Annotated in this window: 16 protein-coding genes; 14 read left to right on the top strand and 2 right to left on the bottom strand. The window is 69.9% G+C overall.

The features are described 5' to 3' along the window. Window positions 1–13: 13 nt before the first annotated feature. Together ppsR and BM249_RS12755 are read right to left on the bottom strand one after the other, a co-directional pair. Complete coding sequence (ppsR, locus tag BM249_RS12760; RefSeq protein WP_091972368.1) at window positions 14–1468, bottom strand: transcriptional regulator PpsR; 1455 nt, start codon at window positions 1466–1468, stop codon at window positions 14–16. A gap of 35 nt (window positions 1469–1503) precedes the next feature. Further along, complete coding sequence (locus tag BM249_RS12755) at window positions 1504–2388, bottom strand: cobalamin B12-binding domain-containing protein (protein WP_244528731.1); 885 nt, start codon at window positions 2386–2388, stop codon at window positions 1504–1506. A 306-nt stretch (window positions 2389–2694) separates the two neighbouring features. Between BM249_RS12755 and bchF the strand changes: the two genes are divergently transcribed. The 14 genes from bchF to hemA all read left to right on the top strand — a co-directional run bounded on the left by bchF (window position 2695) and on the right by hemA (window position 18335). Beyond that, window positions 2695–3195 (top strand): 2-vinyl bacteriochlorophyllide hydratase, encoded by a 501-nt coding sequence (gene bchF / locus BM249_RS12750; RefSeq protein ID WP_091972366.1) that lies wholly within the window; start codon window positions 2695–2697, stop codon window positions 3193–3195. Continuing rightward, a complete protein-coding gene (locus tag BM249_RS12745; RefSeq protein WP_091972364.1) occupies window positions 3192–4475 on the top strand; it encodes a ferredoxin:protochlorophyllide reductase (ATP-dependent) subunit N in 1284 nt (427 codons plus the stop codon). Before bchF ends, BM249_RS12745 begins: the two co-directional genes overlap by 4 nt. 5 nt (window positions 4476–4480) lie before the next feature. Then, the gene (gene bchB, locus BM249_RS12740; RefSeq protein WP_091972362.1) at window positions 4481–6040 is read left to right on the top strand and encodes a ferredoxin:protochlorophyllide reductase (ATP-dependent) subunit B; all 1560 of its coding nucleotides are present in this window, start codon (window positions 4481–4483) and stop codon (window positions 6038–6040) included. Next, the gene (locus tag BM249_RS12735; protein WP_091972360.1) at window positions 6015–9776 is read left to right on the top strand and encodes a magnesium chelatase subunit H; all 3762 of its coding nucleotides are present in this window, start codon (window positions 6015–6017) and stop codon (window positions 9774–9776) included. The genes bchB and BM249_RS12735 overlap by 26 nt, the downstream gene beginning before the upstream one ends. Then, complete coding sequence (gene bchL / locus BM249_RS12730; RefSeq protein ID WP_091972358.1) at window positions 9773–10666, top strand: ferredoxin:protochlorophyllide reductase (ATP-dependent) iron-sulfur ATP-binding protein; 894 nt, start codon at window positions 9773–9775, stop codon at window positions 10664–10666. Before BM249_RS12735 ends, bchL begins: the two co-directional genes overlap by 4 nt. A gap of 11 nt (window positions 10667–10677) precedes the next feature. After that, entirely contained in the window at window positions 10678–11403 is a 726-nt protein-coding gene (gene bchM, locus BM249_RS12725; protein WP_091972356.1) for a magnesium protoporphyrin IX methyltransferase, read from the top strand. Window positions 11404–11432: 29 nt separating this feature from the next. Continuing rightward, window positions 11433–12845 (top strand): MFS transporter, encoded by a 1413-nt coding sequence (locus BM249_RS12720; RefSeq protein ID WP_425284827.1) that lies wholly within the window; start codon window positions 11433–11435, stop codon window positions 12843–12845. Window positions 12846–12862: 17 nt separating this feature from the next. Beyond that, on the top strand, window positions 12863–13639 hold the full coding sequence (gene puhA, locus BM249_RS12715) for a photosynthetic reaction center subunit H (protein ID WP_091972352.1): 777 nt from the start codon (window positions 12863–12865) through the stop codon (window positions 13637–13639). Then, a complete protein-coding gene (gene puhB, locus BM249_RS12710; protein WP_244528730.1) occupies window positions 13636–14328 on the top strand; it encodes a photosynthetic complex putative assembly protein PuhB in 693 nt (230 codons plus the stop codon). Before puhA ends, puhB begins: the two co-directional genes overlap by 4 nt. Window positions 14329–14341: 13 nt before the next feature. Further along, window positions 14342–14806, top strand: coding sequence for a photosynthetic complex assembly protein PuhC (puhC, locus tag BM249_RS12705; RefSeq protein ID WP_091972350.1), 465 nt, complete (start codon window positions 14342–14344; stop codon window positions 14804–14806). Then, window positions 14803–15105 carry a hypothetical protein gene (locus tag BM249_RS12700; RefSeq protein ID WP_091972348.1) on the top strand — a complete coding sequence of 101 codons (303 nt, stop codon included), beginning with the start codon at window positions 14803–14805 and terminating at the stop codon, window positions 15103–15105. Before puhC ends, BM249_RS12700 begins: the two co-directional genes overlap by 4 nt. A gap of 23 nt (window positions 15106–15128) precedes the next feature. Beyond that, on the top strand, window positions 15129–16184 hold the full coding sequence (gene acsF / locus BM249_RS12695) for a magnesium-protoporphyrin IX monomethyl ester (oxidative) cyclase (RefSeq protein ID WP_280142673.1): 1056 nt from the start codon (window positions 15129–15131) through the stop codon (window positions 16182–16184). A gap of 1 nt (window position 16185) precedes the next feature. Continuing rightward, a complete protein-coding gene (puhE, locus tag BM249_RS12690) occupies window positions 16186–17052 on the top strand; it encodes a putative photosynthetic complex assembly protein PuhE (protein WP_091972343.1) in 867 nt (288 codons plus the stop codon). Between the two features lie 65 nt (window positions 17053–17117). After that, window positions 17118–18335 carry a 5-aminolevulinate synthase gene (hemA, locus tag BM249_RS12685; RefSeq protein WP_091972341.1) on the top strand — a complete coding sequence of 406 codons (1218 nt, stop codon included), beginning with the start codon at window positions 17118–17120 and terminating at the stop codon, window positions 18333–18335. Window positions 18336–18553: the final 218 nt, after the last annotated feature.

The raw sequence follows: 18553 nt of genomic DNA, 5'->3' as shown, positions 1-18553 counted from the left end.
GGTCGCGCCCGGTCTAGGCCTCGTCCGGCGAATCCGGCCCATCGAGGTCGCCGATGCCGTAGCGGCGCAGCTTGGCATAGAGACCCTGACGGCTGAGGCCGAGCATCTCGGCCGCCGAGGCGCGGTTGTCCCGGGTGATGCGCAGGGCCGCCTCGATGCACAGGCGTTCGATGAGATCGGTGGATTCCCGCACGAGGTTCTTCATCGACACCCGTCCGACGAGTTCCGTCATCTGCTCGACGGACCGGGGCAGTTCGCGCCCACCGGACGTCACGGGAGCGGCGCGACGCGGCACGGCCCGAAAGGTGAAGCCGAAACAAGGCTGGGCTCCCCTCTGCACGGCGACGGCGGCGACCTCGACTTCTTCCACGGCGCCGTATTCGCCGCGAAAGCGCGTCGCGTAGTGCCGCACCGAGCCGTGCTGGGCGAGGGTGGAGAACAGGGCGGTGGCCTCGGTCTCGTCGCGGCCGAGCCAGCGGTCGAGGGGCTCGCCGCGCACCTGCTCCTCCGTGGCGAGTTGCGCCAAATCGAGGAAGGCGAAGTTGGCGACGAGGATCCGCCGCCCCGGATCGGTGACCACGAACCCCTCGGGCAAGTCGCGCAGAACGTCGAGGGTGCCGGCGCCCGAGCGACTCGGCCCGGTCTCGGCCGCTTGATCGGAACCGGCTCCCAAGCGCAGGAGCACGCTCGTGGCGCTGTCCTGACGGAACAGGGACGCCGAGACCCGCACGACGCCGCGCCCCTGGCCGAGACGGGCCTCGAGGTCGCTGGCCTGTCCCGTGATCCGCAGGCCCGCGAACAGGGTTTCGAGATCGCGGGCGCTGGTCGCGTCGAACAGATCGACGGCATCCTGGCCCAGGATGCGCTTGTCGGCCTTGCCGAAGAGGCGCGCGGCGGCGGGATTGACCTCCGTAACCCGCCGCGTCGCCGCGTCGACCACGAGGACCGCCTCGGCCCCGAGCTGGAACAGCAGGCGATAGCGGGTCTCGGCGCCCCGCAGGCGCAGGTAGTCGCGCTCCAGGGCCTGCTGCGTCTCGGCGAGGGTCCGCTGGAGGGAGGCCATGGCCCGCAGGTTGCGCCCGATGACGATGACCGGGCCGTCATCCTTCAGCCGCATGGCGGCATAGCGGATAGGCAGGTCGATGCCCGTAGCCGAGACATGGTTGACCTGGCGCCAGCGGGTCACCGCGCCCGGGCCGGCCTCCTTCAGGAGGGCCGCGATCTTCGGGCGGCTCTCGACGGTGACGGTGTCGGTCCAGCGCTGGCCGAGCCAGGTCTCGCAGCCCTCACCGGCGAGGTCGCTCCCCCCGAAGGCCGCGTCACGGATCACCCCCTCGGCATCGACGACGAGGGACAGGTCCGTCGCGGCCGCGACGAGAAGCCCAGCGGCCCGCGCATCGAGGAGTCCGAGGGATTCGTGAAGCGCCGCGAACGCGCGGCTCGCGGCAGGAAGCGCCAGGCTGTTCAAGGTGCACCACGTCGTGATGTGGTCGGGCGGGTCTTTCAGCAGGGTCGAGCCGCGAGATCAAGCAAGCTGTCGGCGATGCTGATCGCTTGGCGTGCGTCACCCGCGGTCGCATCCGCACCGACGCTTGTGTAGAGACTCGGATCGGCGACGAAGACCGCCCCGCCGACCATGACACGAACGCTCGGATTCCGCGAATGCCGTTTCAGGGCGGCCACGACCTCGCCGAGGGACGGCAGCAGCGTTTCGCAGGCGAGGGACACGCCGACCACATCGAACCATGTGGTGCGAATTCTGTGCAGGGCATCGCCGTCGGGGTCCCGCACGGCCGTGGCGACGTCCCATCCGGCGTCGCGGAAGAGTTGCTCGACCACGGCGAGGCCGAAGCCATGAACCTCACCCGGACACGACATCAACAGGATGCTGCGTCCGTGCCGATGCAGCGGGGCCTCACCCCCGAAGCGGCGTGTGATCGTGTGCATGACCCGCTGAAGCCGGCCCATGGCCACGGTGACCTCGGCGAAATCGCACAGATCCTCTTCCCAGAGAACGCCGAGGTGGCGCGCCGTGGGAGCGAGGAGATCGAGGAGTAGGTTTTCGAGGGTGAGCCCCCCGTCGATGAGCGCGGCGATCCGAGCCTCGACAGCCTCCCCGGCGGGCGCCAGGATCAGGGCGCAGAAAGACTCGATCGCCTCCACACCAAGAGAAATAGTACCACCTTCGCCCCCCTGCTCGGGACGATGGGCGATCATCAGACGCGGAATGATTTCGGCTTCGATCAAGCTGGCGAGATCGTCTCCCCACCGGATGTCATGCACGGTGGACCGAATACCGGGATCGAACTCGGAAGGACAAGGATCCGCCCCCCCGAAACCACGACTGTCGTACACGAAGCCTTCCAAACACTGCCGCATCTCATCCATTGGATTCCCCCCAATGTTTCCGATGGCATTCTTGCTTCGCTACGATCTTGAGCGCCGAGCTTCCAAGTTGAGGGTCGGTCGAACCGGGATGTGCGATACCATAAAGGGATCTCCAACCCCGAACCGATGCGGCGTGACGATACGCCTTGGAACCATTTTGACAATCCCAGATCTATAACTATTTTGCATTCAATTCGTCAATGAGAATGGGCGTAAAGCCAGCTTGACACCCATTCGGCGGGTTCCTAACCTCCTTCAACGAACCGCCGGCTGCAGGCCGGGCGGACGCAGCGAGGGGGCGGGACGATGGCTCGAGGAGGGCGCACACCGAGACGGCCCCTCTACGATGCGCAGCAGCGGGCGCGCCGCGACGCCACCGTCTGGACCCTGGTGCAGGGCATCCTCGCGCCGCTCCAGTTCCTCGTGTTCCTCGTGAGCCTCGCCCTCGTCCTGCGCACCCTGGCGACGGGGGAGGGCGCCTGGGCCGCCAACGCCTCCATCGTCGCCAAGACCGGGCTGCTCTACGCCATCATGGTCACGGGCTCGATCTGGGAGAAGGTCGTCTTCGGGCGTTACCTGTTCGCACCGGCCTTCTACTGGGAAGACATGGTCAGCATGCTGGTGCTGACCTTGCACAGCGCCTATCTGCTGGCCCTGGTCACGGGCGGGCTCGACACCGGCGGCCTGATGCTCCTGGCGCTCGCGGCCTACGCCTCCTACGCCGTCAACGCGGCGCAGTTCCTCCTGAAGCTCCGCGCCGCGCGCCTCGACGTCGCCCCGTCCTTCGAAGCGGAGGGCGCGCGATGAACGCCCACGCTCCCATCCCTCAGGCGGATGCCGGCTGCGGCGTCGCCATCCGCCAGGAGCGCGGCCAGCGGGCCGTGTTCTGCGGGCTCACCGGCATCGTCTGGCTGCACCGCAAGATCCAGGACGCGTTCTTCCTCGTGGTCGGCTCGCGCACCTGCGCGCATCTCATCCAGTCCGCCGCCGGGGTGATGATCTTCGCCGAGCCGCGTTTCGCCACCGCCATCATCGACGAGCGCGACCTCGCCGGCCTCGCCGACATGAACGAGGAACTCGATCGGGTCACCCGCCGCCTCATCGAACGCCGTCCGGACATCCGCCTGCTCTTCCTCGTCGGCTCCTGCCCGTCGGAGGTGATCAAGCTCGACCTGCCGCGCGCCGCCCAGCGCCTGTCGCAGAGCTTTGCCCCGGACGTGCGGGTACTGAGCTATTCCGGCAGCGGCATCGAGACGACGTTCACCCAGGGCGAGGATGCGTGCCTCGCCGCCCTCGTGCCGGATCTGCCGCGCGCCGACGCGCATGAGTCTCCGTCGCTCCTCGTGGTCGGCGCCCTCGCCGACGTGGTCGAGGACCAGTTTGCGCGCCTGTTCGCCGGGATGGGCCTGGACCTGGTCGCCTTCCTGCCGGCGCGGCGGGCCGGGGCGATGCCGTCCGTCGGGCCGAACACCCGCATCCTCCTCGCTCAGCCGTTCCTCGCCGACACGGCCCGCGCCCTCGAAGCCCGTGGTGCCACCCGGCTGGCCGCGCCGTTTCCCCTCGGCGCCGAGGGAACCACCGCGTGGCTCCGGGCCGCCGCTGACGCCTTTGGCGTCGATCCTCGGATGTTCGCCGAGGTCACCGCCCCGGGCCTGCGCCGGGCCGAACAGGCGCTCGCACCCTACCGGACGATGCTGGCTGGGCGCCGGGTGTTCTTCTTTCCCGATTCCCAGCTCGAACTGCCGCTGGCCCGCTTCCTCGCGCGGGAGCTCGACGCCGAACTCATAGAAGTCGGCACACCCTACCTCCATCGCGGCCACATGGCGCCGGAACTCGGCCTCCTGCCCGCCGGCACCACGGTGGTCGAGGGCCAAAGCCTCGACGCGCAGATGGATCGCTGCCGTGCGGCCCGGCCCGACCTCACCGTGTGCGGCCTCGGCCTCGCCAATCCGCTGGAGGCGGAGGGCCTCGCCACCAAGTGGTCCATCGAGCTGCTGTTCACCCCGATCCAGGGCTACGACCAGGCCGGCGACCTCGCCGAGCTGTTCGCCCGCCCCCTCGTGCGCCGCACCCGGCTGGAGGTCTGAAGGCCATGCAGCTGACGCTCTGGACCTACGAGGGACCGCCCCATATCGGCGCCATGCGGATCGCCACCGCCATGCGCGGCCTGCACTACGTGCTGCACGCGCCCCAGGGCGACACCTACGCCGATCTTCTCTTCACCATGATCGAGCGGCGCGACGCCCGCCCGCCGGTGACCTACACCACGTTCCAGGCCCGGGACCTCGGGGCCGACACCGCCGCGATCTTCCAGGATGCCGTCTCGGCCGCCTACGAACGGTTCCGGCCGGAAGCCATGATCGTCGGCGCCTCCTGCACGGCGGAGCTGATCCAGGACGATCCCGGCGGCCTCGCCCGGGCGCTCGCCCTGCCGATCCCCGTGATCCCCCTCGAACTCCCGGCTTATCAGAAGAAGGAGAACTGGGGCGCCTCCGAGACCCTCTATCGCCTGGTCCGGGCGCTCGCCGGGCGCACGCTCGAACCGTCCCCCCGGGAGGGCCGGCGCCCCCGATGCAACATCCTCGGACCGACGGCCCTGGGCTTTCGCCACCGCGACGATCTCGCCGAAATCCAGACGCTGATGGCGGCTCTGGGCATCGACGTGAACGTCGTCGCCCCCTGGGGGGCGAGCCCCGCCGACCTCGGACGCCTGGGCGACGCCGATTTCAATGTCGTGCTCTATCCGGAGATCGCCCGCGCGGCGGCCCAGCATCTGCAAAAGACCTTCGGCCAACCCATGGTCGAGACCGTGCCCATCGGGGTCGGCGCCACGACCCGGTTCGTCGAGGAAGTCGCGGTGCTGGCGGGGGTCGATCCCGCCCCGGTTCTGGCCGGCGCCCCCTCACGGCTTCCCTGGTATTCACGCTCCGTCGATTCGACCTACCTCACGGGCAAGCGGGTCTTCGTCTTCGGCGACGCCACCCATGCCCTCGCCATCGCACGGGTCGCGGCGACGGAACTCGGCTTCAAGGTGGTGGGGCTCGGCACCTACACCCGCGAATTCGCCCGGGAGGTGCGGGCGGAAGCCGCCCTCCACGGCATCGAAGCGACGATCACCGACGATTACCTCGACGTCGAGGCGGCGATTCAGGCGGCGCAAGCCGAACTCGTCCTCGGCACCCAGATGGAGCGCCACGTCGCCAAGCGGCTCGGCATTCCCTGCGCGGTGATCTCGGCGCCGATGCACGTGCAGGACTTCCCAGCCCGGCACTCGCCGCAGATGGGCTTCGAGGGTGCCAACGTCCTGTTCGACACCCTCGTCCATCCCCTGATGATGGGGCTCGAGGAACACCTGCTCGGCATGTTCCGCGAGGATGCCGAGTTCCACGATGGGGCCGCGCCATCGCACCTCGCCCGGCACGGGGCGGCCCCGGCCGCGCCCGCCGCCCCCATCCCCCCGTCACCGATCCCCGCGCCGCCCGACGGCGTCGTGGCCGCCTGGGAGGCCTCGGCCGAGAAGGAACTCAAGAAGATCCCGTTCTTCGTGCGGGCGAAGGCCCGCGCCAACACCGAGCGGTTCGCCCGCGAGCGCGCCCTGTCCCGCATCACCGTCGAGACGCTGTACGATGCAAAAGCGCATTTCGGCCGCTGAGCCCATCCCCCTGCGCGTCGTCATCGTGACGATGGACACGCATCTCGCGAGTTCCGTGGAGCGGGCGCGCCGCAGCTTGCGCCGCGACATCCCCGGCCTGTCCCTCGTCCTGCATGCCGCCACCGAGTTCAGCACCGATCCCGAAAAGCTCGCGCGCTGCCGGGCCGACATCGGAACCGCCGACATCCTGCTCTGCGCGATGCTGTTCATGGAGGACCATTTCCAGCCGGTCCTGGCCGACCTCGCGGCGCGACGCGACGCCTGCGACGCCCTCGTCTGCATGATGAGCGCGACGCCCGCCACCCGGCTCACCCGCGTCGGCGCCTTCAGCATGGACGGCAGCCAGAGCGGGCCGATGGCGCTCCTCAAGCGCCTGCGCGGGGGGGCGAAGAAGGGGGCTGCCAACACCGGCGCCGAGCAGATGCGGATGCTCAAGCGTCTGCCCAAGATCCTGCGCTTCATCCCCGGCACCGCCCAGGACGTGCGGGCCTACTTCCTCACCCTGCAATACTGGCTCGCCGGATCGGACGAGAACGTCCTCAACATGATCCGCGCCTTGGTGGATCGTTACGCGGACGGCCCCCGCCGGATCTACCGCGGCACCCTCAAGGCGAGCCCGCCCGTCGAATATCCGGAAGTCGGGGTGTACCATCCGCGCCTGCCCGGTCGGATGGGCGAGGAGGCGTCCGCCCTGCCGGGGCTCCACGGCCGGGGCAATCGCGGCACCGTCGGCGTGCTCGGCCTGCGCTCCTATATGCTCGCCGGCAACGCCGCCCATTACGACGGGGTCATCGACGCCCTGGAGGCGCGCGGCCTCACGGTGATCCCGGCCTTCGCCAGCGGCCTCGACGCGCGCCCGGCCATCGAGCGCTACTTCCTCAAGGACGGGGTACCGGTCATCGACGCCCTGGTGTCGCTCACGGGCTTCTCCCTCGTCGGCGGCCCCGCCTACAACGACGCGGCGGCGGCGGAAGGCATCCTCGCCCGCCTCGACGTGCCCTACATCGCCGCCCACCCGGCCGAGCTCCAGACCCTGGAGCAATGGGGCGTCTCCGACCGCGGTCTCCTGCCCGTGGAAGCCACCATGATGGTGGCGATTCCCGAACTCGACGGCGCCACCGGGCCGATGGTGTTCGGCGGCCGCTCCGACAAGTCGGGCCAGCCCTGCCGGGGTTGCCACGTCGCCTGCGTCTTCCCGGCGGGCGAGGACGACCGCGACATGCATGCCTGCGTCGAGCGCGCCGGGATGCTCGCCGCCCGCGTCGAGCGGCTGGTGCGCCTGCGCCGCTCGGAGCGGGGCGAGCGCAAGGTCGGCATCGTCCTGTTCAACTTCCCCCCGAATGCCGGCAACACCGGCACCGCCGCCTACCTGTCGGTGTTCGCCTCCCTCCACAACACCCTCACGGGGCTTAGGTCAGCGGGCTACACCGTCACCGTACCGGAGAGCGCCGACGCCCTGCGGGAGGCCGTGATTCATGGCAACGCCGCCCGCTACGGCGCCACCGCCAACGTCCACACCCGCATCCCCACCGACAGCCACGTGCGGCGCGAGCGGCATCTCTCCGAGATCGAGGCGCAATGGGGACCGGCGCCGGGGCGCCAGCAATCGGACGGGGCGTCGATCTTCGTGCTGGGCGCCGAGTTCGGCAACGTCTTCGTCGGCATCCAGCCCGCCTTCGGCTACGAGGGCGACCCGATGCGGCTCCTGTTCGAGAAGGGCTTCGCACCGACCCACGCCTTCAGCGCCTTCTATCGCTGGCTGCGTGAGGATTTCCGGGCCCATGCCCTGATCCATTTCGGCACCCACGGGGCGCTGGAATTCATGCCCGGCCGCCAGACCGGCCTGTCCGCCGCCGACTGGCCGGACCGCCTCATCGGCGACGTGCCCAACATCTATCTCTACGCCGCCAACAACCCCTCCGAGGGGGCGCTCGCCAAGCGCCGCTCCGCCGCGACCCTGGTGAGCTATCTCACCCCGCCCATCGCCCATGCCGGGCTCTATCGCGGCCTCGTCGATCTCAAGGGCTCCATCGAGCGCTGGCGGGGTCTCGAGCCGGAGGCCGAGGCCGAGCGCGCCGACCTCGCCGTGTTGATCCAGGCCCAGGCGGCGGTGGTGGAGTTGGCCGCCGCCGAACCGGCCTGGAGCTGGCCCGAGACCGAGATCGCCCGCATCGGCCGGGCAGTGCTCGATCTCGAATACACCCTGATCCCGCACGGGCTCCACGTCGTCGGGGCGGCGCCCTCGGCGGCCGAGCGGATCGACATGCTCCTCGCCATGGCGGAATCCACCCACGGCGTCCGCCTCGCCCGCGACAGCGTCGCCGCCCTGGTGGCGGGGGCGAGCCCCGAAGCGGCCCTCCGGGCCGGCGGTCCGGTGCCCCAGGCCACCGACCTCGCGATCCTGCGCGACCTTGCGACGACGGACGCCCTCCTGGGGCAGGACCACGAGATTCCCGCCCTCCTGCGGGCGCTGGATGCTCGGTTCGTCCGCCCCGCCCCCGGCGGCGATCTCCTTCGCACACCGGCGATCCTACCGACGGGGCGCAACCTCCACGGCTTCGACCCCTTCCGCATCCCCAGCGCCTTCGCGGTCCGGGACGGCGCCGCCCAGGCCCAGCGCCTCCTCGACCGTCACCTGGCCGACGGCCTGCCCCTGCCACGCTCCATCGCCATCGTGCTGTGGGGCACCGACAATCTCAAGAACGAGGGCGGCCCCATCGCGCAGGTGCTGGCGCTGCTCGGCACGAAGCCGCGCTTCGACGGATACGGCCGCCTCGCCGGCGCCGAACTCATTCCCGTCGAAGACCTCGGGCGCCCGCGCATCGACGTGGTCATCACCCTCTCGGGGATCTTCCGCGATCTCCTGCCCCTGCAGATCAAGCTCCTCGCCGAGGCCTGCCTCCTCGCGGCCTCGGCCGACGAGCCGGTGGAGCGGAACTTCGTCCGCCTGCACGCCCTCGAATACCAGCGCGTCCACGGCGGCGATCTCGAAACGGCGGCGCTCAGGGTCTTCGGCAACGCCGAGGGCGCCTACGGCTCCAACGTCAACCACCTCATCGAGAACGGGCGCTGGGACGACGAGGACGACCTCGCCGAGACCTATTCCCGCCGCAAGGGCTTCGCCTACGGTCGCGACGGACGCGCCGTACAGCAGACAGGCCTCTTGAAGAGCGTGCTGGCCGATGTCGAACTCGCCTACCAGAACCTCGATTCCGTGGAACTCGGCGTCACCACCGTCGATCATTACTTCGATACGCTCGGCGGCATCAGCCGGGCGGTGAAGCGGGCCAAGGGTGGGGTCGAGGCGCCGGTCTATATCGGCGACCAGACAAGGGGGGCGGGCTGCGTCCGCTCCCTCACCGAGCAGGTCGCCCTCGAGACCCGCACCCGCATCCTCAACCCGAAATGGTACGAGGGCATGCTCGCCCACGGCTATGAGGGCGTGCGCCAGATCGAGACCCATGTGACCAACACCATGGGCTGGTCGGCCACCACCGCGCAGGTGGACCCGTGGGTCTACCGCGAGATCACCGCCACCTTCGTCCTCGATCCGGCCATGCGCGAGCGGATGGCGGCCCTCAACCCGACGGCCTCCGCAAAGGTCGCCAACCGCCTGATCGAGGCGCACGAGCGCGGCTTCTGGCAGCCCGATCCTGCCATGCTCGACGCCCTGCGGGACGCGGGCGACGAACTCGAAGACCGCCTCGAGGGCATCACAGCAGGGGTCGCCGCATGAACATCGCCATCCGCAATCCGGTCGCGTCCCGCCACGCAGAGGGCAGCGTTCAAGTCGAACTCGACCCGAACCTCAAGATCGGCACCGCCAAGGTGTTCGCCGTCTACGGCAAGGGTGGCATCGGCAAGTCCACCACCTCGTCGAATCTGTCGGTGGCCTTCTCCAAGCTCGGCAAGCGCGTCCTCCAGATCGGCTGCGATCCGAAGCACGATTCGACCTTCACGCTGACGAAGCGCCTCGCTCCCACCGTCATCGATGCCCTGGAGGCCGTGCAGTTCCATTCCGAGGAATTGCGGATCGAGGATTTCGTGGCGGAAGGCTACAACGGCGTCATGTGCGTCGAGGCCGGCGGCCCCCCCGCCGGCACCGGCTGCGGCGGCTACGTCGTCGGCCAGACCGTGAAGCTCCTGAAGGAGCACCATCTCTTGGAGGACACCGACGTCGTCATCTTCGACGTGCTGGGCGACGTGGTCTGCGGCGGCTTCGCCTCGCCCCTCCAGCACGCCGATCAGGCCCTCATCGTCACCGCCAACGACTTCGACTCGATCTTCGCCATGAACCGCATCGTCGCGGCGATCCACGCGAAGGCGAAGAACTACAACGTGCGGCTCGGCGGCGTCATCGCCAACCGCTCGGCCAAGACCGACGAGATCGATCGCTTCAACGCCGCCACGGGCTTGGAGCGCATCGCCCACTTCCCCGACCTCGACGTGGTGCGCCGCTCGCGCCTGAAGAAATCGACCCTGTTCGAGATGGAGCCGACGCCCGAACTCGTCGCCGTCACCGACGAATACATGCGGCTGGCCGCCCATCTCTGGGCCGGGGGCAAGCCGCTCTCCGCGCTGCCCATGAAGGACCGCGACCTGTTCGAATTTCTTGGATTTGATTGAGGGCGCACGCCATGACCAGCACCACCTACGCCGAGCGCCGCGGACAACTGACCCAACACTTCGACCGCACGGCCGTCGACGCCTGGGCGCGCCTCACCTCCGACGCCCCGGTCTCGAAGATCCGCGCCACCGTGCGGGCCGGCCGCGACGCCATGCGGGAAACCCTCCTGTCGTGGCTGCCGCAAGACCTCACCGGTCGGCGCATCCTCGATGCCGGCTGCGGCACAGGGGCGCTGAGCATCGAGGCGGCCCGGCGCGGCGCCGAGGTCGTCGCCATCGACGTCTCGCCAACCCTCGTCGGCCTCGCCCGCGAGCGCCTCGCCGAACGTCCCGAATCCGCCCGCATCGACTTTCGCGTCGGCTGCATGCTCGACACCTCCCTCGGGCGCTTCGACCACGTCGTGGCGATGGATTCCCTGATCCACTACGCCACCCCCGACATCGTCCGGGCGCTCGCCGAACTGTCCTTGCGTACGGACGGCTCGCTCGTCTTCACCGTGGCGCCGCGCACGCCGCTCCTCACCCTCATGCACTGGACCGGACGGGCCTTCCCCCGCGCCGACCGGGCGCCCGCCATCGTGCCCGTGGCGGAGACCACCCTGCGCCGCCGGGTCGCCGCCGAACCGGTCCTCTCGTGCTTCGGCCTCGCGCGGACGCACCGGGTCAATAGCGGTTTCTACTTGTCGCAGGCCTTCGAGCTGACCCGCCGGTCCCAGGACGGGAGGGCCACGCGGTGACCCGCCGGCCTGGAGACGGGATGGGCACCATGGCGAGGGGGCTCATGCGCCTCGGGCCCGGCCTCCTGCCCTTCGCGGATGCGGCCACCGCCGAGCTGCCCCTGGGGCGCCTGATGCGCCTCGCCCTGTTCCAGGTCACCGTCGGCATGGCCGCCGTGCTGCTCATCGGCACCCTCAACCGGGTGATGATCGTCGAGCTTGAGGTTCCGGCCTGGATCGTCGCCGTGATGCTGTCCCTGCCCCTCGTCTTCGCGCCGTTCCGGGCGCTCGTGGGCTTCCGCTCCGACACCCATCGCTCCGTGCTCGGCTGGCGCCGGGTGCCCTACATCTGGTTCGGCACCCTGCTGCAGTTCGGCGGCCTAGCCATCATGCCGTTCGCCCTCCTGATCCTGTCGGGCGACACCACCGGGCCGGCCTGGCCGGGGCACGTGGCGGCGGCCCTCGCCTTCGTCCTCGTGGGTGCGGGCCTGCACACCACCCAGACCGTGGGTCTGGCGCTGGCCACCGACCTCGCCCCCGCCCATGTGCGCCCGAAGGTGGTGGCTTTGCTCTGCGTGATGCTCCTCGTCGGCATGCTGGTGAGCGCCGTCGCGTTCGGTCTGCTGCTCGCCGACTTCTCTCCCTTGCGCCTCATCAAGGTGATCCAGGGCGCGGCCGTGGTCACCCTCGTGCTCAACGGCATCGCCCTGTGGAAGCAGGAGGCCCGCGATCCCGCCCGCACCGACCGGCACGCTCCGCGCCAGACCTTCTCGCAATCCTGGGCCGCCTACGCCAACAGCGGCCTCGCCCGCCGGCGCCTCGTCGCCACGGGTCTCGGCACCGCCGCCTTCTCCATGCAGGACATCCTGCTCGAACCCTATGGCGGCCAGATCCTGCACCTGCCCGTAGCCGCCACCACGGCGCTCACCGCGATGCTGGCGGCCGGCGGCGGCCTCGGTCTCCTGCTCGCCGCGCGCTGGCTCGGCCGGGGCGGCGACGCCTTCCGGGTCGCGGCGGCCGGCTCCGGCACCGGCATCCTCGCCTTCTCGGCGGTGATCTTCGCCGCTCCCCTCGCGTCGATCCCGCTCTTTGCCCTGGGCGTCACCCTCATCGGCCTCGGCGGCGGCCTGTTCGCCCACGGCACACTGACGGCCTCCATGGCGAAGGCCGGCCCGGAGGAGACGGGCTTGGCGCTCGGCGCCTGGGGCGCCGTGCAGGCGAGCGCCGCCGGGATCGCCATCGCGGCGAGCGGCATCCTGCGTGACCTCGGCTCCTATCTCGCCACATCCGGCGCCCTGGGTGAGGGGATGAACCAGCCCTCCACCGGCTACCTCATGGTCTACCACCTCGAGATCGCCCTGCTGTTCGCGACCCTGGTCGCCATCGGCCCCCTCGTGCGCGATCCCGCCACGCGGCGCCGCGCAGCGACCTCGTCGCAAGCCTTGCCGCACCCATCCGTCTGAGAACCGGGAGATACGCCATGCCGAGAGGTGAAATCACGGGCTACGTCGATGTCGCGCAGGTGGTGCTCTACGCGTTCTGGATCTTCTTCGCCGGGCTCATCTTCTACCTGCGCCGCGAGGACCGGCGCGAGGGCTACCCCCTGGAGGTCGAGGGCATCCCCGGCCGGCGCGCCACGCCCGATCCGATTTTGATCCCGACGCCGAAATTCTTCCACCTCTCCGACGGCAAGGTGAAGACCGCGCCGCCGCGGGAAGGCCCCAACGCCTGGAACTACCGGGGCCACAAGCACGAGGTCTGGCCGGGCGCCCCCCTCGAGCCCGACACAGACGGCATGCACGACCAGATCGGCCCCGGCTCCTTCGCCGACCGCGACAATGCCCACGATCACACCTGGGACGGCGAGAAGCGCATCGTGCCCCTTCGGGTGGCCGAGCACTTCGTCGTCCACGAGGACGGCCCCAACCCCATCGGCATGACGGTATTCGGCGCCGACCGGCAACCGGCCGGCACCGTCTCGGACCTCTGGGTCGACCGGGGTGAATCGATGGTGCGCTACTACGAGGTCGAGCTCGGAGCCGGTGGGCGGCGGGTGCTCATGCCCAACACCTTCTGCCGCACGGGCCGCTTCACCCGCACGGTGAAGACGGAAGCCCTCCTGGCCCACCAGTTCGCCGACATTCCCGCCCACGCGGACCCGGATTCCGTCACCCTCTACGAGGAGGAGCGGATCATGGCGTTCTTCGGCGCCGGCACCCTCTACGCCACCCCCGGCCGGCAGGAGGCCTACCTATGAAGCGACTGGCTCTGATGCGCCCGCGCGAAGCCTCCCACGGCGTCCCCGCCAACCGGTTCGACGCTCCGCCCGGCCTGCCCGCTCCCCTGCCGGCCGGCGAGCACATCCTCTGGCAGGGCCGCCCCGGCAGCCGTGCCCTGGCGGTCCGCGCCCTGCACGTGCGTCTGGTCGGCCTGTGGTTCGCCGGGCTCGCCCTGTGGGCATCCGTCCCCCCGGTGGCCGAGGGCCGATTCCGCGACGCCGCCCTCGCCGCCGGGCCGACGCTGGCGGCCGGCGCCGGCGCCATGGCGCTCCTCGGCCTCCTGGGCTGGCTGTCGGCCCGCACCACCACCTACACCATCACCAACCGCCGCGTGGTGATGCGGGTCGGCATCGCCCTGCCCATGACCCTGAACCTGCCGCTGAGCCTCGTGGCCGGGGCCGGCTGCCGCCACTTCTCCGACGGCAGCGGCGACCTCGCCCTCGCGGTGAAGCCCGGCAACCGCATCGCCTATCTCCACCTCTGGCCCCACGCCCGGCCCTGGCGGGTGACGCAGCCGGAGCCGATGATGCGCTCGGTTCCGGACGCGGCGGAGGTCTCGGCGATCCTCGCCCGTACCCTCGCGGCGGCCCGCGAGGTCGACGAGGAGGCGGCAAGCCCGGTGATCCGGCCACGGGCGCGTGGTCCGCGCCTCGCCACCGCCAGCTGAGGGGAGGAGGCCCATGACCGGACGCACCCTGAACGCCCCCTTCGGCCGAGCGAGCTGGTTTCCCCTCGGCGCGGGGCTTCTCATCGCCTTCGTCGTGGGCGCGATCGGGTTCGCCCGACACGAGGGCATCGGCCTTACCCGAATGCCCCCGGCGCAAGCCATCCGGACCCTGCGCTTTTCCGCCGAGGACCGTCCGGACGGTGCCATCCTCCTGCGCGATGCCGAGCGGGGCACCCTCATCGCCACCCTGGAGCCGGGCCAGGAGAACTTCATGCGCGCGACCCTTCGCGGGTTCGGGCAAGCCCGCCTGCGGGCCGGGCTCGGCCGCGAGGCCCCGTTCCGTCTCACGCATTTCGACGACGGCAGCCTGCAGCTCGACGACGCACTCACGGGCCGCGCCGTCAATCTCGGGGCCTTCGGGCCTTCGAACTTCACCGCGTTCGCCCGCCTGCTGCCCGAACCCGGAGCCGCCCGATGATCGCCTGGCTGAACGGCCGCACCACCGTCGAGGTGCCCTGCACCGTGGAGATCGAGCAGACGCCCGAGAGCCTCCACGCCCACGTCACCCTGGATGCCGCGTTCGAGATCGAACCCGGCGACGAGGTCCAGGTCCACGATTCCCCCGTGAGCGTGCCCTACGGCGAGCGTCTCGTCGTCCGCCGCACGGCCACGGTGATCCGGGCGGGGCGCCTGGAGCGGCTCTGGACCAAGCTCGCCGGACACCTCGAACTCACCGAGCTCTACGAAGTCAGCTTTTCCGAGAGGAGGCGCCTGTGACCGTCTCGACCCAGACTCCCGCCGTGCAGCCCCGATTCCCCATGAACGAGGGCACCAAGGCCGCGCAGGAGACCACCTTCCTGTCGCCGCGCTTCTACACCACGGATTTCGAGGAACTCGACCGCACGGATGTCGAGCCCGTACGGGCGGATTGGGACAAGCTCATCGCGGAACTCCGCGCCGATCCGAACAAGCGCCACTTCACCCGCAACGCCGATTTCGACGCCGACATGTCCGGCCTCGACCCGGAACTCCGCAAGGAGTTCATGGACTTCCTCGTCTCGTCCATCACCGCCGAGTTCTCGGGCTGCGTGCTCTACGCCGAGATGCGCAAGCGGGCGAAGAACCCCGATATCCGCGAGCTGTTCGGCTTCATGAGCCGCGACGAAGCCCGGCACGCCGGCTTCATCAACGACGTGTTGAAGGATTTCGGCATCGGGGTGGATCTCGGCTTCCTGACGAAATCGAAGAAATATACCTTCTTCCGGCCGAAATTCATCTTCTACGCCACCTATTTGTCGGAGAAGATCGGCTACGCCCGCTACATCACCATCTTCCGTGAACTGGAGCGCAACCCAGAACGGCGCTTTCACCCGATCTTCAAGTGGTTCGAGAAGTGGTGCAACGACGAGTTCCGCCACGGCGAGGCCTTCGCGCTGCTCATGCGCGCGAACCCGAAGCTCACGACGGGCGTGAACCGCTACTGGATCAAGTTCTTCCTGCTTGCGGTCTTCGCCACCATGTATGTCCGCGACCATTGCCGCCCGGCCTTCCACAAGGCGCTGGGGGTCGATCCCACCGACTACGACTTCAAGGTGTTCCGCATCACCTCGGAGATCTCGAAGCAGACCTTCCCCCTCACCCTCGACCTCGAGAACCCGAAGTTTCGCCAGGCCCTGGACCGGCTGCTCGCCTGCTCCAACGGCATCGCCGACGCCAAGGCGCGGGGCGGGCTCGTGGGTAAGCTCAAGCACGGGGCCTGGATCGCGGCGTCTGCCGTGAACTTCGCCCGGCTCTATGCGCTCCCCACCCTCGACAACCCGATGCCGGCCGAAATCCGCCTCGAGCCGGTCTGGTAGCATGGCCGCCTACGCCGTCCCGATCCTCTACGCGGTGGTGATCTGGTGGTTTTCCACCGGACTCATCATCCTGCTCGATCACCGGCCGCGCTCCACCCATCCCTGGAGCATGGCGGCCGGAACCCTTGTTCTCGCCGCCGCCCTCTGGGCCATCGGCGCCAGCGCCTCCGACACCAGCGAGGCGGGCGCCTACACCGCCTTCACCGGCGCGCTCCTCGTCTGGGGCTGGCAGGAGATGAGCTACTACATGGGCTTCGTCTCGGGGCCCTCCGCCAAGGCGTGCCCGCCGGGGGCGCGGGGCTTCGCCCGCTTCCGCGCGGCGCTCGCCACCAGCCTGTGGCACGAAGCGGCGATCCTCCTCGGGGGCCTCGCCATCCTGGGCCTGACCTGGGGCGGCCCCAACCGGTTCGCCCTGTGGACCTACCTGATCCTCGCCGGCATGAATCTCTCGGCCCGGCTGAACATGTTCCTCGGGGTCCGCAACCTCAACGCCGAGTTCCTGCCGGAGCATCTCGGCTACCTCGCGGGTTTCCTGCGCAACCGGCCCATGAACCCCCTGTTCCCGGTCTCCGTCGTTCTCGCCGGGCTCGGGACCGTGTGGCTGGCCCAGGCCGCCTTGGGCGAGGGGATCGACGCCCACGAGCGCGTCGGCTTCACCGTCGTCACCGCCCTGATGGCCCTCGCCACCCTGGAACACGGCTTCCTCATGCTGCCGCTGCCCTCGGCCGCCCTGTGGCAGTGGAGCCTGCCGGGGAAGGGGGCCGAGGCCGTCGCCGCGCCCGTGCAGGGGGGCGTCGCGTACGGCACGCCGCCCTCGGCCCCAGTCCTCGCGACGCGGAGCCGGGACGCCCAGGAAACCGCCGGTTGAGCAACGCAGCGCGAAGACGAGCACCGGACCGCGACCGCACACAACGAACGGGAAGGGGACAGGCCATGAACTACGAAGACTTCTTCGCCGCCGAGCTCCACGGTCTCCATCGGGAGGGCCGCTACCGGGTGTTCACGGACCTCGAGCGCCACAACGGCCGCTTTCCCCACGCCACCCACCACACGCCCACGGGCACCCGGCCCGTGACGGTGTGGTGCTCCAACGATTACCTCGGCATGGGCCAGCACCCGGCGGTGCTCGCCGCCATGCACGGGGCCCTCGACCGCTGCGGCGCCGGAGCCGGCGGCACCCGCAACATCTCGGGCACCAACCATTATCACGTGCTGCTGGAGCGGGAACTCGCCGACCTCCACGGCAAGGAGGCAGCCCTCCTGTTCACCTCGGGCTATGTCTCGAACTGGGCGGCCCTGGGCACGCTGGCGGGCAAGCTGCCGAACTGCGCCGTGTTCTCGGATTCCGAGAATCACGCCTCGATGATCGAGGGCATCAAGGCGAGCCGGGCCGAGCGCCACATCTTCCGCCACAACGATCCGGAGGACCTCGACCGCAAGCTGCGCCTCGTCGATCCGGCCCGGCCGAAGCTCGTGGCCTTCGAGTCGGTCTATTCCATGGATGGCGACATCGCCCCCATCGCCGAGATCTGCGACGTCGCCGAGGCCCACGGCGCGCTCACCTACCTCGACGAGGTCCACGCCGTCGGCCTCTACGGCGCGCGCGGCGGCGGCATCTCGGAGCGGGAGGGCCTCGCCCACCGCCTCGACGTCATCGAGGGGACGCTCGGCAAGGCGTTCGCCGTGCATGGCGGCTACATCACCGCCTCGGTCAAGCTCTGCGACTTCGTGCGCAGCTTCGCCTCGGGCTTCATCTTCACCACCTCGCTCCCCCCCGCCGTGGCGGCCGGGGCGGCGGCCAGCATCCGTCACCTTAAGGCGAGCGGCAGCGAGCGGGCGCGGCACCAGGAGCGGGTCGCCACCGTCCGCGCACGGCTCGACGCGGCCGGCATTCCTTGCCTGCCCAACGACAGCCACATCGTGCCCGTGATGGTCTGCGATCCGGTGCTGTGCAAGGCGATCAGCGACACCCTGCTCGACGAGTTCGGCATCTACGTCCAGCCGATCAACTATCCCACGGTTCCCCGCGGCACCGAGCGCCTGCGGATCACCCCGTCGCCCCTGCATTCCGATGCCGATATCGACCACCTCGTGGGCGCTTTGAGCACGATCTGGGGGCGGATGGGCGTCGAGCGCGTCGCCGCCGAATAGAACCCCGCCCGCTCGGGCCCTGCGGGGCCGGAGCGCCCACCACGCGTCGAGGCAAAGGGGACTCAAGACCATGATCGTCAACGGATCGACCCGAGCGATGTCCCGTGAACCGGCCTCCCTTCCGCATCTGACCGCGCAGATCGGCACGATCCGCGTGTCCGACCGCGCGAAATCCCCCCGGCCGGACACGGTCCCGCATTCGGCGCCTTCCGTATTTC

The organism is Methylobacterium gossipiicola (assembly GCF_900113485.1).
Taxonomy (GTDB): domain Bacteria; phylum Pseudomonadota; class Alphaproteobacteria; order Rhizobiales; family Beijerinckiaceae; genus Methylobacterium; species Methylobacterium gossipiicola.
This window is presented reverse-complemented; position numbering and strand designations above follow the sequence as displayed.

Excerpts from the sequence above, each read along its gene's own strand:
- bchM (WP_091972356.1), top strand. The coding sequence starts at position 10,678 with ATGACCAGCACCACCTACGCCGAGCGCCGCGGACAACTGACCCAACAC.
- puhA (WP_091972352.1), top strand. The coding sequence starts at position 12,863 with ATGCCGAGAGGTGAAATCACGGGCTACGTCGATGTCGCGCAGGTGGTG.
- bchF (WP_091972366.1), top strand. The coding sequence starts at position 2,695 with ATGGCTCGAGGAGGGCGCACACCGAGACGGCCCCTCTACGATGCGCAG.
- puhB (WP_244528730.1), top strand. The coding sequence starts at position 13,636 with ATGAAGCGACTGGCTCTGATGCGCCCGCGCGAAGCCTCCCACGGCGTC.
- BM249_RS12735 (WP_091972360.1), top strand. The coding sequence starts at position 6,015 with ATGCAAAAGCGCATTTCGGCCGCTGAGCCCATCCCCCTGCGCGTCGTC.
- bchL (WP_091972358.1), top strand. The coding sequence starts at position 9,773 with ATGAACATCGCCATCCGCAATCCGGTCGCGTCCCGCCACGCAGAGGGC.
- BM249_RS12700 (WP_091972348.1), top strand. The coding sequence starts at position 14,803 with ATGATCGCCTGGCTGAACGGCCGCACCACCGTCGAGGTGCCCTGCACC.
- puhC (WP_091972350.1), top strand. The coding sequence starts at position 14,342 with ATGACCGGACGCACCCTGAACGCCCCCTTCGGCCGAGCGAGCTGGTTT.
- BM249_RS12720 (WP_425284827.1), top strand. The coding sequence starts at position 11,433 with ATGGCGAGGGGGCTCATGCGCCTCGGGCCCGGCCTCCTGCCCTTCGCG.
- BM249_RS12745 (WP_091972364.1), top strand. The coding sequence starts at position 3,192 with ATGAACGCCCACGCTCCCATCCCTCAGGCGGATGCCGGCTGCGGCGTC.
- bchB (WP_091972362.1), top strand. The coding sequence starts at position 4,481 with ATGCAGCTGACGCTCTGGACCTACGAGGGACCGCCCCATATCGGCGCC.
- hemA (WP_091972341.1), top strand. The coding sequence starts at position 17,118 with ATGAACTACGAAGACTTCTTCGCCGCCGAGCTCCACGGTCTCCATCGG.
- puhE (WP_091972343.1), top strand. The coding sequence starts at position 16,186 with ATGGCCGCCTACGCCGTCCCGATCCTCTACGCGGTGGTGATCTGGTGG.
- BM249_RS12755 (WP_244528731.1), bottom strand. The coding sequence starts at position 2,388 with ATGGATGAGATGCGGCAGTGTTTGGAAGGCTTCGTGTACGACAGTCGT.